The organism is Luteibacter sp. (assembly GCF_051958795.1).
Taxonomy (GTDB): Bacteria; Pseudomonadota; Gammaproteobacteria; order Xanthomonadales; family Rhodanobacteraceae; genus Luteibacter.
In genome coordinates, this window is sequence record NZ_JBQCFT010000289.1 from 1 (window position 1) to 13,672 (window position 13,672).

The following is a 13,672-nucleotide window of genomic DNA, read 5'->3' on the forward strand; positions in this document are numbered from 1 at the left end:
AGGTCCGCGCCTGGCGGCCGCCAGGGCCTGACCGCTCCCGATCCCAGGAAGCCGCCAGCCTAAGGCGGCGCAAGACGCTCAAAACACGCATTCGCGCTAGCGAATGAACCGATGACGAGGCGTCGATGCACCCGACGACGCCGTCAAGAACCTTACTTCTTGCCCTTGGCCGTGGGCAGCTGGGCGTTCTGCCAGGCGAAGGTGCCGCCATCCAGGACGAACACGCGGGTGAAGCCGGCCTTGACCAGGCGGGCCGCCGGCTTGCCCAGCGTGCGGCCATCCTTGTCGACCAGCACCACCGGCAGTTCCTTCGCCTTCGCGAGATCCTTGTGCTCCGGATCGAACTGGCTCATCGCCACGTTCTTAGCGCCGGGGACGTGGGCCTTCTCGAAATCGGCGGTCGCCGAAAGATCGATGATCAGCGGGGTATCGCGGTTGATCAGCTGGGTGAGCCCCGCCGGGGTCAGGCTTTTCCACTTGCGGAAGAGCTTGCCGATCTCCGTGGCGATGAGCGCCAGCAGGATGGCCACGAACAGGCCGACCAGGGCCAGGTGGTTGCTCGCGAACTCGGGCAACTTGTGGAAAAAGTCATTCATCGGAAGCTTGCTCGTCCCGTGGGGGTAACCGGCGATTATATAGGCTTCAGTGCGGCGAGAAGTCGGGCAGGCCGGTCATCAGGGTCCAGCGGTTCTTCTCTTTGTCGTAATGCCAGCGCTGCTGGTCGACGAAGCTGCGCTCAGCCTGGGTATTCACGTTGACCACGCTGATCTGCACGGTCTGCACCACTTCGTTGTCACCGTCCGGCCGGGGGCCGGCGCCCTCGTCGTAACCGGTCACTCGCAGCTGGGCCAGGCGGCTCTGCTCGAGCGAACTCATGGGGTGATCGGCCAGGTAATCCTTGTCGACCATGCCGCGCGCCGCGTTGATATCGCCCCAGCGGATCGCCGAGGCGTACTGGTTCAGCGTGCGCGTGAGCGAATCATTGCGCACATCGGCGGCGCAGCTCGCGAGGGCAGCGGCGGTGGCAAGGACGAAGGTGGTGCGGGCGAATCGGCGCATGGCGGTTCCCAACGTGGCGTCGGCGCGCATTATGCCCGGCGTTTGGCCACGAAGCGCGCGGACAGGGTCGCGGCTGGCTTGCCGCCGGTGCCCGGCACCACGCAGGCCAGGTCGCCGCGGGCCTTGCCCCGGGCATCCAGGGTCCGGAAGAACGCCGCCCAGCTGCCGCCGTTCGCCAGGCTGGCCTCCGCCCGGAGGTCGTCCCAGACCGGGTCGAGGTAACGGATCGACGAATCGGCGACGAACAGGTCGCAGTCGTCGCCCCGCCGGCGCAGGTTTGCCTCGACGAGGGCCCAGCAGGCGAGGGTCATCAGGCTGGCCAGGCTCCCGCCGAAGGCGCAGCCCTTGTCATTGATGTTCGGTTGCAACGGCGCGGTCATCACCAGGCGCTCACCGTCACACCCCGGAATATGGATGCCCATGGCACTGGCGAGCGGAATACTGTCGAGGATGAAGCGTTCGAGGCTGGCGAACGTGGGGTCGGGCGTGATCATAGAAGCGGGAGTCTACGGAACGCGGCCAACCGTTCGCATCCGTACGGCATGTCCCCCAACCTTCGGCATTGGTGGGCGGCGGCACGCCTTCCTATCCTCGACTGTCCCCGCGTCGATGCCCCTGCAGGAAGCCTCGTGAGTCGTTCGCAGCCCCTTCGTAATGTTACCGTCGTCATCACACGTCCCGCTGGTACCGCGGGTCCGCTCGCCCGGCGGGTTCGCAAGCTGGGCGGGATCCCGGTGAGTGTGCCCGGCCTGTCCCTGCGCGCCACCGAAGACGCAAGCGCCGTTGACGCCTTGCTGCGTCGGGCCCTCGAAGGCGACCTGCTGATCTTCACCAGCCCCGCCGCCGTCCGTTTCGCCGCCGATGTGCTGCCGCTGGCGACCCAGGCCACGGTTGTCGCCGTCGGCCGCGGGACTGCCCGGGCGCGGAAGACCGCTGGCGTGGGAAACGTGCTGTTCCCAGAAATTTCGCAGGATAGTGAGGGCGTCCTGGCCCTTCCGGAGCTGGCGACCGTGACGGGCCGCCGCGTGGCCCTGATCGGCGCGCCAGGGGGCCGTGGCGTGCTGCGCGAGACGCTGGCCGCGCGTGGGGCGATGCTGGAAGAGGTCCACGTCTATCACCGCGTCGCGCCGCGCATCGATCGCCGGCACATCGACCCGCTGCTCAAGTTGACCCGCCGCTCTGCCGTGCTGCTTTCCAGCGCCGAGGCACTCGATCACCTGCACCGGGCGCTCATCGCCCCCGCATGGCGCCGGCTGGTGCAGTCCGTGGCCGTGGTCAGCAGCGAGCGGCTGCGCGCCGTGGCCGAGGGCATGGGCTTCGAGCGCGTGGTGGTGGCGCGATCGGCCTTGCCGACCGACCTGCTCGCGGCGGCCACCGAGGTCTCGTTCACCCGCCGTTGAACGATGTATTCCGTGCGTTGGCGTATGGCCTGCTAGCATGCCCGGCATGACGACCGAGACGCCTCCGACCGACTCCGCCCCGGCCTCGCCGGTTCCGGCCGCCGACGCCGCTGCCTCCCGCCCGCGCCGGGCGCCCGACCCCGCGCCCCGACGCGGCGGTGGCGCGCTGGCCCTGGCCGTGCTCCTGTCGCTGGCCGCGGCGGGCGCCGCCGGCTACACGGCATGGACCGTATGGAACATGCGCCAGGAGCTCGGCACGACCAACGGCCTGAAGGGCCAGGTCGATACGTTGCAAACCGCCGTCGACGGCCTGCGCGATGACAACGCCAACCTGCGCCGCCGGCTGAGCGATGCCGATGGCGTGAACCGCTCGGCGCGAGAGGAAGTGCTCGGCATGGCCGAGCGCACGAAGAACCTCGAGGACGCCGTCGCGAATCTCTCCGAGCGCAGCCTGAGCGGCCACGACGCGATGCTGCTAGATGAAGCCGAATCCCTGCTGCGCATGGCGAAGGAACGCTTCGCACTGTTCGGCGATGCCACGGGCGCACTCGCCGCGTATGACCTCGCCGACAAGACCCTCGCCGCGGTGAATGACAGCGCCTTCGCCGCGGTTCGCCAGAACCTCACGGCGGAGCGTGAGGCGCTCGCGGCGGTGCAGCCCAAGGCGCGTGCCAACGACCTGGCCGTGCTCGCCGATCTTCGCGCGCAGATCGCCACGCTGCCGTTGAAGAGCAGCGACACGCAAGCCGGCGCCGATGAAGACCGGACGTTCTGGCAGCGTGCCGGCAATGCATTGGGAAGCATCGTGCGCATCAGCCACGATGAAGGCACGCCGCTTGGCCTGGCTGACGATCGGCTCGCCCGTGAACTGGCGGCGCTGGATGTCGCACATGCCGAGGCCGCCGTGCTTGCGTATGACGACCGTGCGCGCGCCGATGCGCTCAAGCGCGTGGATGCCACGCTGGTCGCGCACTTCAATGGGCAGGCGCCGTCCGTGCAGACCGCGCGCCAGCGCATCGCCACGCTCCTCGCCAGCCAGGCGAAGGGCAATGAGCCGAAGCTGGGGGCAGCACTCGAAGAGCTGCGCAACCTGCGCTCGGTGCACGCGCTGAAGGCAGGGGCCGCGCCGGCCCACGCGACATCGGCCGGCGGCGCCGCGCCTGCCGCCGCGGGCTCGTCGGCTGCCCCGGCAAAGGTTTCGCCATGAAGCTCTGGCGCTGGATCGTCGGCCTCATCCTTGTCGCGGTGCTCGCCGCGTTAGCGTGGCACTGGGTCGCGGATGATCCGGGTTACGTGCTGATCCACCTGCGTGGCACCACGCTGCAGATGACCGTCGTCACGGCGGTGGTTCTCCTGCTCGTCGCATGGGCCGCCATCGCGTTCCTCGTCGCGCTCATCCGCTGGCCGTTCGGCGCGATGAATCGCCGGCATCGCCGCCTGAGCCGCCGTCGCCTCGCCGACGGCCTGGTGGCGCTGATCGAAGGCCGCCACAGCGAAGCGGAGCGCGATCTCAACCGGGCAGCCCGTTATCCGTCCGTCCGCGGCCCGGCGCTGCTGGCCGCGGCGGAAGCCGCCGAACGCCACGGCGAATCCGGCCGCGCGATCGAAACGCTCGACGCAGCCGCGCAGGAAACGCCGCGTGCGGCGCGGATCATGCGCGCCCGTCTGATGCGGCGTACCGGCCGTGCCAGCGAGGCGGCGACGCTGCTGGCGCCGGAAGCGAACAGTGGCGCCCTGTCGCCGGCGGGCTGGATCGAATTCGCCGAGGCCTCGCTCGCGAGCGGTGACCCGCGCAGTGCGATCCGCGCCCTGGAGCCGCTGCGCAAGAGCGGCGAAATCGGTGCGCCGGCGTTCAATGAACTGGAGTCGCGTGTCATCACCGCGGCGATCCTGGCCACGCCGGATGGCGCGGCGCTATCCGCGTTCTGCTCTCAGTTGCCGACGGGCCAGCGCCGCCTGCCCGCGGCGATCGACGCTTACGCGCGCCAGGCCATGCGTTTCGGCCAGGCCATGGCTGCGATGGACGAAATCGAATCGGCACTGCGTCGTGACGGGTCGCCTGCGCTTGTTACCACTTACGGCACCATGGGTTCCGAAGACCTCGAACAACGCCTGCGGCGTGCCGAGGCGTGGATCGACACGCATCCCAACGATGCGGCGCTGCTTACGGCCGTCGGCCGCATGTGCGTGCGCATCCACCTGTGGGGCAAGGCCAAGCCTTATCTCGAGCGTGCGCTGGCCATCGAGCCCAGCGCGGCGGCGTGGGAAGCCCTCGGCGATGTCTACCTCGGCGAATCGCAGCCGGAGCTCGCGCAACGCTGCTACCGCAACGCGTTCGCGCTGGCGCGCGGCGAGGCGGTGGAGAACTTGCCGGAGGTCCGCAACGGCCGGATCGATACGCGGGTCAGCGCGGTGGAAGAGCGCGACCAGCATGGGGTGCCGCGCTTGTCTCCCTGAGGCGGGTGCTCAGTGGCCCGGCGCGTCCGGGTGGCTCCAGTTGCCAGCGGCTGCGCAACGATGGGCGCGCCGCTTGAGTTGTGCGACCTCGTCGTCCGGAAGGCCACGGAAGGGCGTCGCGCTATCGAGCCGGGCATGGAGCGCCATGCACGTGGCCGGTGAATCGGCCTGCGTGCCCAAGCCTTGCATCGACAGGCTGCCCAAGCCCGGAAGTCCATAGATGACTGCCGCCGCGGCGAGACACGCCGCGAGCGGAATGCCCCAGGCGCTGCGCGATAGCCAGGCCCGTCCTCGCCAACGGCTTCCCTTCCGGGGTGCAGGGAGAGGTGGCGTGTCGAAGGCCGCTGCCCATGCCGCCAGCGTGCCAGCCGGCAGATGCAGTGCGAGCCAGTCGGGTACGGCGGCGTGCAGCCGTGCCATCTCCGGCCAGGCCCTGGCCAGCGCGTGGTCGATGCCTTGCGTGGCGCGTTCGATCAGCGTCATCCAACGCCTGCGCTGCCGTTCGTCGAAACCGGCCCATGTCTCGCGTTGGGCCAGCACGCGCTCGACCCACTGACGGCGCGGCTCATCACGCTGGCCCCGGCCGATCTCGGTCCAGTGGAAATGGATATCGGCCGCGTCGAACAGGGCAGGGCGGTTGGCGATGCTACCGTCTTGCAGCCTGTCGACGAGGCGATCCTCGAGCTCGCCAGGTGCATCCACGTAGCGCATGCGCAACGTGGCCAGTGCGCGGGCCAGCAACGCTTCCATGGCGGCAGGCGGCTGCGTTGCCGCATCTTCCGCGAGCTGGCGCACCAGCCCCTCGGTGAAGTCATCCTTCGGTGCGCTGGTGTCAGGAGTCCCCGCGGGTAGTGTCGTGGCGTGGAGGTCCTCTTCGGGTACCTCGTCGTGCTGGTCGCACCACGCACGTGCCGCCTCGTAGGCGAGGCGAAGCTGTCCAAACCCGGCCGCATCCACATCCGGATCCAGTTCGCGCAGGCGCCGCGCGTAGGCCCGGCGCACCATCACCAGGTCGGCGTAGGGCGGCAAGCCCAGCACCTGGAAGCATCCCGTGGCGTCGTTCACCGGCGGATCGCCTGCAAGGCCAGGAGCACGGCCTTCGCGATGATGATCCACCACCACCAGCTGCCCGAGACGTGGGACCAGATGCGTTTCCACGCGGGGATGTCAGGCTGGCGCGGATCCCATGCCGCATCGCGGTACTTGCCGCGTTCGCCGGGAGGCAGCGCGTCAAACGACGCCTTCCATTGCGAGATGGCCGCATCGTCCACGCGCAGCCTCACATACTCACCCGCGTACGGCATCACCGCGGCCACCCGCGGCCATGCCTGCACGGTGGCGAGCGAAAGCGTCTCACCTTCGCGGGCCGCCTGCTTCAGCCAGGGCAGCAGCACCTTGCGTCGCTTCTCGGGAAACGCCTGCCAGTTGGCAAGCGAAGTGACCGCGCGTTCGATCCAGGCATCGCGCTGGTCGCCACGACCGCGGCCGTCAGCCTGGTGCCATGCGAACTGTTCCATGGCGGCGGGAAACAGTCCTGCGCGCCGCGTGATCCGCTGGGTGGCGATCGCGTCGGCGAGCCGGGCTTCGAAGGCCTGCCGCGCATCGAACTGGCATGTGGCGATGAAGGCGACGGCGCGCGCAAGCAGCTCGGACGCCGGGGTATCCGGTTCACTGAGCAGGGCGTTGCCCAGTGTTTCCATGGCGCGATCGGCATCCGCCTGCACGGTGGAAGGGATACGTGATGGCTCGGCAGGCGGCGCGACCGGCTCCAGCGTGAAAGCCCCGGCGGAATATACGGTCGTATCGGGTGCGTCCTCGTGCGGCGTCGCATTCGTCTCGTCGCTCGTGGCGTGCCGCTCGTCCTTTTGAACCGCCCACGCGCGCGCTGCCTCGAACGCTTCCCGCAGCCGCGCGAACGCGTCGGGATCGGCCGCCTGGTCGATCGCCTTGAGCCGCTCCGCATAGGCGCGCTTGATGTCACGCTCGGAGGCGTCTGTGTCCAGCCCGAGGTGCCGCAGGAACCCGGGGATCATGTCATTCCACCGGATCGGTGGCGAAGCGGCGATCGTCTTCGATGCGCTTCAACGCATCACGGAACTGCGCCGCATCGCGTGCGATCAGTCGCTCATCCTGCGTGGCGAGGACTTGTTCGAAACGCAGGATGAACTGGCCGACCTGGTCGCGCATATCGCCCAGGAGCTGTTCGTAGAGGCGTTCCGCGCGCGCGAGCAGCGTGCGGTTCTCCAGCGTGTCACGCGGGTGAATCTTGAGTTCGGAAAGCGCCGCCAGGCGTCGGGCGATCTCATCGGGCGACATGTGTGCGTCACCGCTTTCGATCACCAGCCGGCGGACTTCGCCCGTCGCCACGACGCTCACTTCCACCTCGAGCAAGCCGTTTACATCGTAGGTAAAACGTACATCCACGCCATCGGCATGGCCTTTGCCGCTCGGCATCGGCACGATGAGTTCACCCAGCGCGATGTTGTCGCGGACCATGCGCGACTCACCCTGGTACACCTCGATGCGCAGTTCCTTCGCCTGCGGAGAGATGGGCGTGAAGCGTTCGACGCGGCTCACCGGCACCACGGTATTCCGTTCGATGATCGGCGAGTAGAAGCCTTCGGCATGCGTGCCGTTATCGAGCCGCCGCGCGACTGCCGTGCCCAGCGTGTAGGGGCACACATCCGTCATCACGGTCTCGCGCAGGGCCTGGTCTTTCATCTTCAGGCCAGCCTGGACCGCGGCGCCCAGCGCCACGACCTCATCGGGGTTGATGCCCACGGCGGGGAAGCGGCCGAACATGCGCGTGGCCAGGCTGCGGATCATGGGCATGCGCGTGGCACCGCCCGCGAGCACGACGTTGTCCAGGTCGGCCGCGCGGATCCGCGCGTCGCGTAGGGCGCGCTCGATAGGGCGCCACAACCGGTTCAGCAGCGGCTGGCACAGCGCCTCGAAGCCGTCCGCATCCATGGCGACCATCGCGGCCTGGGTCTTCCAGCTGATCTCGAACTGTAGCTTGCCCGTGCTGCCCAGGTCGCGCTTCGCGATCTCCGCGCGGGCCATCAGGCGCTGCATGAAAAGATCGTCGGCGCGGGCGGCATCGGGGATACCGTGGACGAAGGCCTGGTCAGCGAGCAACACGGCGAAGTCCTCGCCGCCCAGCATGTTGTCGCCGGCGCTCGCGCGCACCTCCATCACTCCCTCGAACATCTCGAGGATCGAAACGTCGAATGTGCCACCGCCGAGGTCGAATACCAGGAACTGCGTTTCGCCCTGGGCCTCGTGCAGGCCGTACGCGAGCGCCGCCGCGGTCGGCTCGTTGAGCAGGCGCTCGACCTTCAGGCCGGCCAGTTCGCCCGCTACGCGGGTCGCCTTGCGCTGTGCATCGGAGAAGTAGGCCGGCACGGTGATCACCGCTTCGGTCACGGCTTCACCCAGGTACGCCTCGGCATCCGCCTTCAGCGAGCGCAGCACGAGCGCGGAGAGTTCCTCGGGGCGGTAGTCGCGGCCGCCCAGTCTCACCGTGCGGGCGCTGCCCATGTAGCGCTTGAACAGCGCCGCCGTGAGCTGCGCATAGGTCTGCAGCCTTTCGCGCGCCGGCTCGCCGACGAGCACCTGGCCATCGTTGTCGATGCCCACGCACGAGGGCGTGAGCACGTTACCCAGCGCGTTGGGAATAAGCCTTGCCGCGCCATCCTTCCAGACGGCCACGAGGCTGTTGGTCGTGCCCAGGTCGATACCGACGATCATGTTGTCCCTGCCATGCCCGCCCGTGCGGCGGGCAATCCCTTGTTAGCGGCAGGCGCGGCCCTGCCTTAAGCCTGCCGCGCGCCGCGTGGCCCCCCTTAGAGCGCGGTCAGGTTCGCATAAGCGTAAACCAGCCACTTGGAACCTTCATCCTCGAAGTTCACCTGGACCCGCATATGAGCCCCGGCGCCCTCGGCGCTGACGATCGTGCCCTCGCCGAATTTCGGGTGGCTGACCCGCTGGCCGAGCCGCACGGCGGTCTGCTCCTGCAGGCTGGCGCCACCGCCGGCGAAGCGGTCGGCGTAGGCCGGCCGGGTCACCTGCACCCGGGGGCGCAGTTCATCGATGAGCTCGGGCGGGATCTCGCCGAGGAACCGGGACGGGCGGGCGAGCATCTCCGTGCCGTGCATCCGCCGCGACTCCGCGTGCGAGACATACAGCTTCTCGCGGGCCCGGGTGATGCCGACGTAGGCGAGCCGGCGCTCCTCTTCCAGGCGGTTCTCTTCCTCGGTGGAGCGCTGGCTCGGGAACAGGCCTTCTTCCATGCCCACCAGGAACACCACCGGGAACTCCAGGCCCTTCGCCGAGTGCAGCGTCATCAGCTGCACGCAGTCGTCCCACGCCTCGCCCTGGCCTTCGCCGGCTTCGAGGGCCGCGTGCGAGAGGAACGCGGAAAGTTCGTTGAGCCCCGCGTCGGTGTCTTCCGGGGTCATCTCGAAACGGCTGGCCACGTTGACCAGCTCGTCCAGGTTCTCCACCCGCGCTTCGCCGTTGCCGCGTTTGTCGTTTTCGTAGAAGTCGCGCAGCCCGGTGTGGTTGATCGCGTGTTCGATCTGTTCGGCAAGGTCGAGGCCCGACGACGCGTCGTCGCCCTCGGCGTCGCCGCCGCGGAACGTGCGGTGCATTTCGTCGATCAGCGCGATGAAGGCGCGCACCGCGTTCTTGGCGCGGCCGGCGAGCGAACCGGTGGCGATCTCGTTCAGGGCCGCCTCCCACATCGAGGCGCCCTCCAGGCGAGCGCGGCGGCGCAGCTCGTCCAGCGTGCGGTCGCCGATGCCGCGCGGCGGGGTGTTTACCGCACGCTCGAAAGCCGCATCATCGTGGCGGTTGGACGCCAGGCGCAGGTAGGCGAGGGCGTCCTTGATTTCCGCGCGCTCGAAGAAGCGCAGGCCGCCATAGACACGGTAGGGCAGGTCGCGCTGGATCAGCTGTTCTTCGAAGTTGCGCGACTGGGCGTTCGAGCGATAAAGGATCGCGCAGTCGCGCGCGTTGCCATGCTCCGCGATGTACTCGCGGATGCGCTCGATGACGAAGCGGGCTTCGTCCTGTTCGTTGTACGCCGCGTAGAGGGCGATGCGGTCGCCTTCCTCGCCGTCGGTCCACAGCTGCTTGCCGAGGCGGCCGCCATTGCGTGCGATGACCGAGTTCGCGGCCTTGAGGATGGTGGAGGTGGAGCGGTAGTTCTGCTCGAGGCGGATGGTCTTCGCGCCGGGGAAATCGCGCAGGAACTGCTGCACGTTCTCCACCTTGGCGCCACGCCAGCCGTAGATCGCCTGGTCGTCGTCACCGACCACGAAGACCTGGCCGGTGCTTCCCGCCAGCACGCGGATCCACGCGTACTGCAGCGTGTTCGTATCCTGGAACTCATCGATGAGCAGGTAGCGCCAGCGATCCTGGTAGTGCTTGAGCACGTAGGGGTCTTTCAGCCAGAGCTCGTGGGCGCGCAGCAACAGCTCGGCGAAATCCACCAGGCCGGCGCGCTGGCACTGCTGCTCGTAGGCCTTGTAGACCTCGACGAAGGTGCGCGTCACCGGGTGGTCGCGGTGCTCGATGCTGTCGGGGCGCTTGCCCTCGTCCTTCCAGTTATTGATCTGCCATGCGGCCTGGCGCGGCGGGTAACGGGCTTCGTCGAGGCCCATGCCGGCAATGACGCGCTTGATCAGGCGCTGCTGGTCGTCCGAGTCGAGGATCTGGAAGCCTTCGACCAGGCCGGCCTCGCGCCAGTGGCGGCGCAACAGGCGGTGGGCGATGCCGTGGAAGGTGCCGACCGTGAGGCCTTGCGTGCCACCCGGGATGATGCCGTCGAGGCGCGAGCGCATTTCGCCGGCGGCCTTGTTCGTGAAGGTGACCGAGAGGATCGCCCACGGCGGCACGCCTTCGACCTGGTTGAGCCAGCCGATGCGGTGGGTGAGCACGCGGGTTTTGCCGGAACCGGCGCCCGCGAGGATCAGGTAGTGCCCCGGCGGGGCGCTTACGGCCTCGCGCTGCGCGTCGTTCAGGCCGTCGAGAAGATGGGATACGTCCATCCGCCCATTGTACCGGAGCAGGGCCCCCCGGACCCGGCCGGAAAGCGCCCGGGATGCAGCTCACCCCTTGTGGAAGTGAGCTTGCGAGCGAGGCTCTTAGCGCTTCTGCGCAATCCCCGCCACGGCAACAATGCCGCCGATCACGATGCCGGCGATGCCGACCCACTGCGGCACGGCCTTGTCGTGCGTGGCCTCGATCTTGGCCGGGCCGAGCTTGGCGACCGTGTCGGTCTTGCTATAGGTGCCATTACCGGCCACGACCCAGATGCCCAGGCCAACGAGGATGATGCCGACGATGATGAGACCTGCACGCATGGGTATACCCCTGTAAGGAACGGTGGCGGGAGCATGCGTTGACGAATGTGAGCGCGGCGTATGGATCTAATCGATCAACTGCCTTGCCCTCAGCAGCTCCATGATCGATGCGGCCAGCGACATCGGCGTCGATTCGCCACCGTCCAGCCGAAGCTCTGGCGTCGCCGGCACCTCGTACGGATCGCTGACGCCGGTGAACTGCTTGAGCACGCCCGCGCGGGCTTGCGCGTACAGGCCCTTGGTGTCCCGGGCTTCGCAGACATCGAGGCTCGTGCTGACGTGCACTTCGATGAAGTCGCCGTGGGCCTCGACGAGTGCGCGCGCGGCGGCACGGTCGTCGGCGTACGGCGCGATCGGCGCGCAGATGGCGATGCCGCCGTGGCGGACGACCTCGGAGGCGACGTACGCGATCCGCAGGATGTTGGCCGAGCGATCCGCGCGCGAGAATCCAAGGCCCGCCGACAGCGTCCGGCGTACCTCGTCGCCGTCGAGCAGGCTGACCTTGCGGCCGGTGTTTTCGAGGATCGCGGCCATGATCGCCCGAGCGATCGAGGACTTGCCCGCGCCGGACAATCCGGTGAAGAAGATGGCGCAGCCACGGTCCCCGCCTCGCGGGAACCGCTGGCGGAGGATGGCTCCGATCTCCGGATAGGTGAACCATGCGGGGATCGGGCTGCCATCGCGAAGATGCTTGCGGAGTTCACTGCCGGAGACATCGCTCACGGTCTCGCCTTCGCGCAGTTCATCCGCGGAAACGTACGCCTGCCGTGCCGGCGAGAACGCCATGGGCGCGAAGGGGAGCACGGTGATGCCCAGTTCATCGGCGTGCGCCTGGACCAGGGCCTGCGCCGCGAGAGGCGCATAGAACGGCCGCCCGGATGCATCCTTGCCCGGACCCGCGTGGTCGCGCCCGACGATGAAATGATTCGCGCCGAAGTTCTTCCGGATGATCGCGTGCCATAGCGCTTCACGCGGGCCGGCCATGCGCATGGCCAGCGGCAGCACCGCCAGCTTCACCGAACCGGCGGGGTAGTGCGCCAGCAAGGCGCGGTAGCAGCGCACGCGCGTGTAGGTGTCGATGTCGCCGTCTTTCGTGCGGCCGACGACCGGATGCAGGAGCAGGTTGCCTTGCGCGCGTTCCATGGCGCGCCGCGTCAGTTCCACATGCGCCCGGTGCAGCGGATTGCGGGTCTGGAAGGCGACGACCCGGTCCCAGCCCTGGGCCGCGAGGAACGCGCGGATTTCGCGTGGCGTGGCGCGCAGGTCGGCGAAGTCGGGGTGGCTGGGCCGCTGCAAACCGCGCAGGCGGCCGCCGAGGTAGACATCGCCGCGACGGAACAGGTCGGCCACGCCGGGGTGATCACGATCAAGCGTGCCGTACACGGCCATGGCCTCGCGGGCCTTGTCCGGGCGGTAGATATCCGAAAGCGTGAGCAGGGCGAAGGCCGTGCCCTGGATATCGCGCAGGACGATGTCGTGGCCGACGCGGAGCGGGGCTGCCGTCGCCTCGGAGACATCCAGTGCGATCGGCATGGCCCAGAGCGTGCCGTCGGCCAGGCGGAGGTGATCGACGACGGCGTCGTAGTCGGCCTGACCCATGAAGCCCCCGAGCGGCGAGAACGCGCCATCGAGCAGCAATTCGAGATCACACAGGTGCCGGTGATCGAGCTCCACGCCCGGAAGCGCGCCGGACGCGTGCCGGGCCTCGCGCGCTTCCGCTTCAGGAAGGTAGAGATCCTTCAGCACACCGCCGTGCGGCTCGATCAGCGTGGTCAAACGATCGTCACCTGGTTGACGTTGTTCTTGGGATCCGCCCAGAACGCCTCGTTGGCAAAGCGGCCGAAGACCTCGCGCGGCAGGACGGGCGTGCGTTCAACCGCCTCGACCTTTGCGCGCACCGAATGCAGGCCGGGCATGCCGACGCGTGCATCGAATTCGTCGGCGCTATAGGCGATGCGGTCGAAGTCGTGTTCGAACCACGGTTCACCGAGGAACTGATAGACCGCACGCATCGCCGTTTCCGGGTCGCGCACGAGCGTCTCGTAGGTCAGCAGCAGGAGATGGTCGTGGGCGTGCTCGCCATAGAACGCTTCCTTCGTCGCCTGGTAGGCGAAACCGACCATGCCGCGCGGATCGGTGAGCGCCTCGACCCGCGAGTACACGGTGGTATTCGTGTCGTAGCGGAAGACCTTGCTCACGCTGACCGGTTGCTTCAGCACCAGCCGTTCCATGCTGTCGAGCACCCACGCCAGCTGGCGCACGCAGGCGATGACCTTCACCCCGGGGAACAGCGTGTTGAGCAGGCCCATCCGGCTGCACCACAGGCGGCTCATGTCGAAGATGGCTTCGGGGCGGGTATCGACCGAGTAGAAGTTCTCGACCAGGCCG

13 protein-coding genes are annotated in these 13,672 nt (G+C 68.3%); 3 read left to right on the top strand and 10 right to left on the bottom strand.

Annotated features, from left to right (window positions below):
* Positions 1 to 152: 152 nt before the first annotated feature.
* Genes ACTHLF_RS14975 through ACTHLF_RS14985 form a run of 3 tightly spaced genes read right to left on the bottom strand, consistent with a single transcriptional unit; the run spans position 153 to position 1,553 of the window.
* Positions 153 to 596 (bottom strand): rhodanese-like domain-containing protein, encoded by a 444-nt coding sequence (locus tag ACTHLF_RS14975; protein WP_440328189.1) that lies wholly within the window; start codon positions 594 to 596, stop codon positions 153 to 155.
* A 46-nt stretch (positions 597 to 642) separates the two neighbouring features.
* A complete protein-coding gene (locus ACTHLF_RS14980) occupies positions 643 to 1,059 on the bottom strand; it encodes a hypothetical protein (protein ID WP_440328190.1) in 417 nt (138 codons plus the stop codon).
* Positions 1,060 to 1,088: 29 nt separating this feature from the next.
* Positions 1,089 to 1,553, bottom strand: a complete 465-nt coding sequence (locus tag ACTHLF_RS14985; RefSeq protein WP_440328192.1) for a YiiD C-terminal domain-containing protein — start codon at positions 1,551 to 1,553, stop codon at positions 1,089 to 1,091.
* A 135-nt stretch (positions 1,554 to 1,688) separates the two neighbouring features.
* Here ACTHLF_RS14985 and ACTHLF_RS14990 point away from each other — a divergent pair, with 135 nt between their 5' ends.
* The 3 genes from ACTHLF_RS14990 to ACTHLF_RS15000 are packed head-to-tail and all read left to right on the top strand — an operon-like array spanning position 1,689 to position 4,916.
* Complete coding sequence (locus tag ACTHLF_RS14990) at positions 1,689 to 2,459, top strand: uroporphyrinogen-III synthase (RefSeq protein WP_440328194.1); 771 nt, start codon at positions 1,689 to 1,691, stop codon at positions 2,457 to 2,459.
* Between the two features lie 37 nt (positions 2,460 to 2,496).
* Positions 2,497 to 3,666, top strand: a complete 1,170-nt coding sequence (locus ACTHLF_RS14995; protein ID WP_440328196.1) for a uroporphyrinogen-III C-methyltransferase — start codon at positions 2,497 to 2,499, stop codon at positions 3,664 to 3,666.
* Positions 3,663 to 4,916 (top strand): heme biosynthesis protein HemY, encoded by a 1,254-nt coding sequence (locus ACTHLF_RS15000; protein ID WP_440328198.1) that lies wholly within the window; start codon positions 3,663 to 3,665, stop codon positions 4,914 to 4,916. The genes ACTHLF_RS14995 and ACTHLF_RS15000 overlap by 4 nt, the downstream gene beginning before the upstream one ends.
* A gap of 9 nt (positions 4,917 to 4,925) precedes the next feature.
* Here ACTHLF_RS15000 and ACTHLF_RS15005 read toward each other — a convergent pair whose 3' ends face one another.
* The 7 genes from ACTHLF_RS15005 to ACTHLF_RS15035 form a co-directional block, all read right to left on the bottom strand.
* Entirely contained in the window at positions 4,926 to 5,981 is a 1,056-nt protein-coding gene (locus tag ACTHLF_RS15005) for a hypothetical protein (RefSeq protein ID WP_440328200.1), read from the bottom strand.
* A complete protein-coding gene (locus tag ACTHLF_RS15010) occupies positions 5,978 to 6,949 on the bottom strand; it encodes a J domain-containing protein (RefSeq protein ID WP_440328202.1) in 972 nt (323 codons plus the stop codon). The genes ACTHLF_RS15005 and ACTHLF_RS15010 overlap by 4 nt, the downstream gene beginning before the upstream one ends.
* Position 6,950: 1 nt before the next feature.
* Positions 6,951 to 8,666 carry an Hsp70 family protein gene (locus ACTHLF_RS15015; protein ID WP_440328203.1) on the bottom strand — a complete coding sequence of 572 codons (1,716 nt, stop codon included), beginning with the start codon at positions 8,664 to 8,666 and terminating at the stop codon, positions 6,951 to 6,953.
* Between the two features lie 95 nt (positions 8,667 to 8,761).
* Positions 8,762 to 10,969 carry a DNA helicase II gene (uvrD, locus tag ACTHLF_RS15020; RefSeq protein WP_440328205.1) on the bottom strand — a complete coding sequence of 736 codons (2,208 nt, stop codon included), beginning with the start codon at positions 10,967 to 10,969 and terminating at the stop codon, positions 8,762 to 8,764.
* A gap of 96 nt (positions 10,970 to 11,065) precedes the next feature.
* The gene (locus ACTHLF_RS15025; protein WP_440328207.1) at positions 11,066 to 11,284 is read right to left on the bottom strand and encodes a hypothetical protein; all 219 of its coding nucleotides are present in this window, start codon (positions 11,282 to 11,284) and stop codon (positions 11,066 to 11,068) included.
* Between the two features lie 66 nt (positions 11,285 to 11,350).
* Positions 11,351 to 13,060 (bottom strand): bifunctional sulfate adenylyltransferase/adenylylsulfate kinase, encoded by a 1,710-nt coding sequence (locus ACTHLF_RS15030; protein ID WP_440328208.1) that lies wholly within the window; start codon positions 13,058 to 13,060, stop codon positions 11,351 to 11,353.
* On the bottom strand, positions 13,057 to 13,672 hold a 616-nt coding region (locus tag ACTHLF_RS15035), incomplete at its 5' end, for a sulfotransferase (RefSeq protein ID WP_440328210.1). The genes ACTHLF_RS15035 and ACTHLF_RS15030, both read right to left, overlap by 4 nt.

Bases quoted from the DNA above. Each gene is read 5' to 3' on its own strand.
- ACTHLF_RS14985 (WP_440328192.1), bottom strand. From the start codon at position 1,553: ATGATCACGCCCGACCCCACGTTCGCCAGCCTCGAACGCTTCATCCTC.
- ACTHLF_RS15000 (WP_440328198.1), top strand. From the start codon at position 3,663: ATGAAGCTCTGGCGCTGGATCGTCGGCCTCATCCTTGTCGCGGTGCTC.
- ACTHLF_RS14975 (WP_440328189.1), bottom strand. From the start codon at position 596: ATGAATGACTTTTTCCACAAGTTGCCCGAGTTCGCGAGCAACCACCTG.
- ACTHLF_RS15015 (WP_440328203.1), bottom strand. From the start codon at position 8,666: ATGATCGTCGGTATCGACCTGGGCACGACCAACAGCCTCGTGGCCGTC.
- ACTHLF_RS14995 (WP_440328196.1), top strand. From the start codon at position 2,497: ATGCCCGGCATGACGACCGAGACGCCTCCGACCGACTCCGCCCCGGCC.
- ACTHLF_RS15025 (WP_440328207.1), bottom strand. From the start codon at position 11,284: ATGCGTGCAGGTCTCATCATCGTCGGCATCATCCTCGTTGGCCTGGGC.
- ACTHLF_RS14980 (WP_440328190.1), bottom strand. From the start codon at position 1,059: ATGCGCCGATTCGCCCGCACCACCTTCGTCCTTGCCACCGCCGCTGCC.
- ACTHLF_RS15010 (WP_440328202.1), bottom strand. From the start codon at position 6,949: ATGATCCCCGGGTTCCTGCGGCACCTCGGGCTGGACACAGACGCCTCC.
- uvrD (WP_440328205.1), bottom strand. From the start codon at position 10,969: ATGGACGTATCCCATCTTCTCGACGGCCTGAACGACGCGCAGCGCGAG.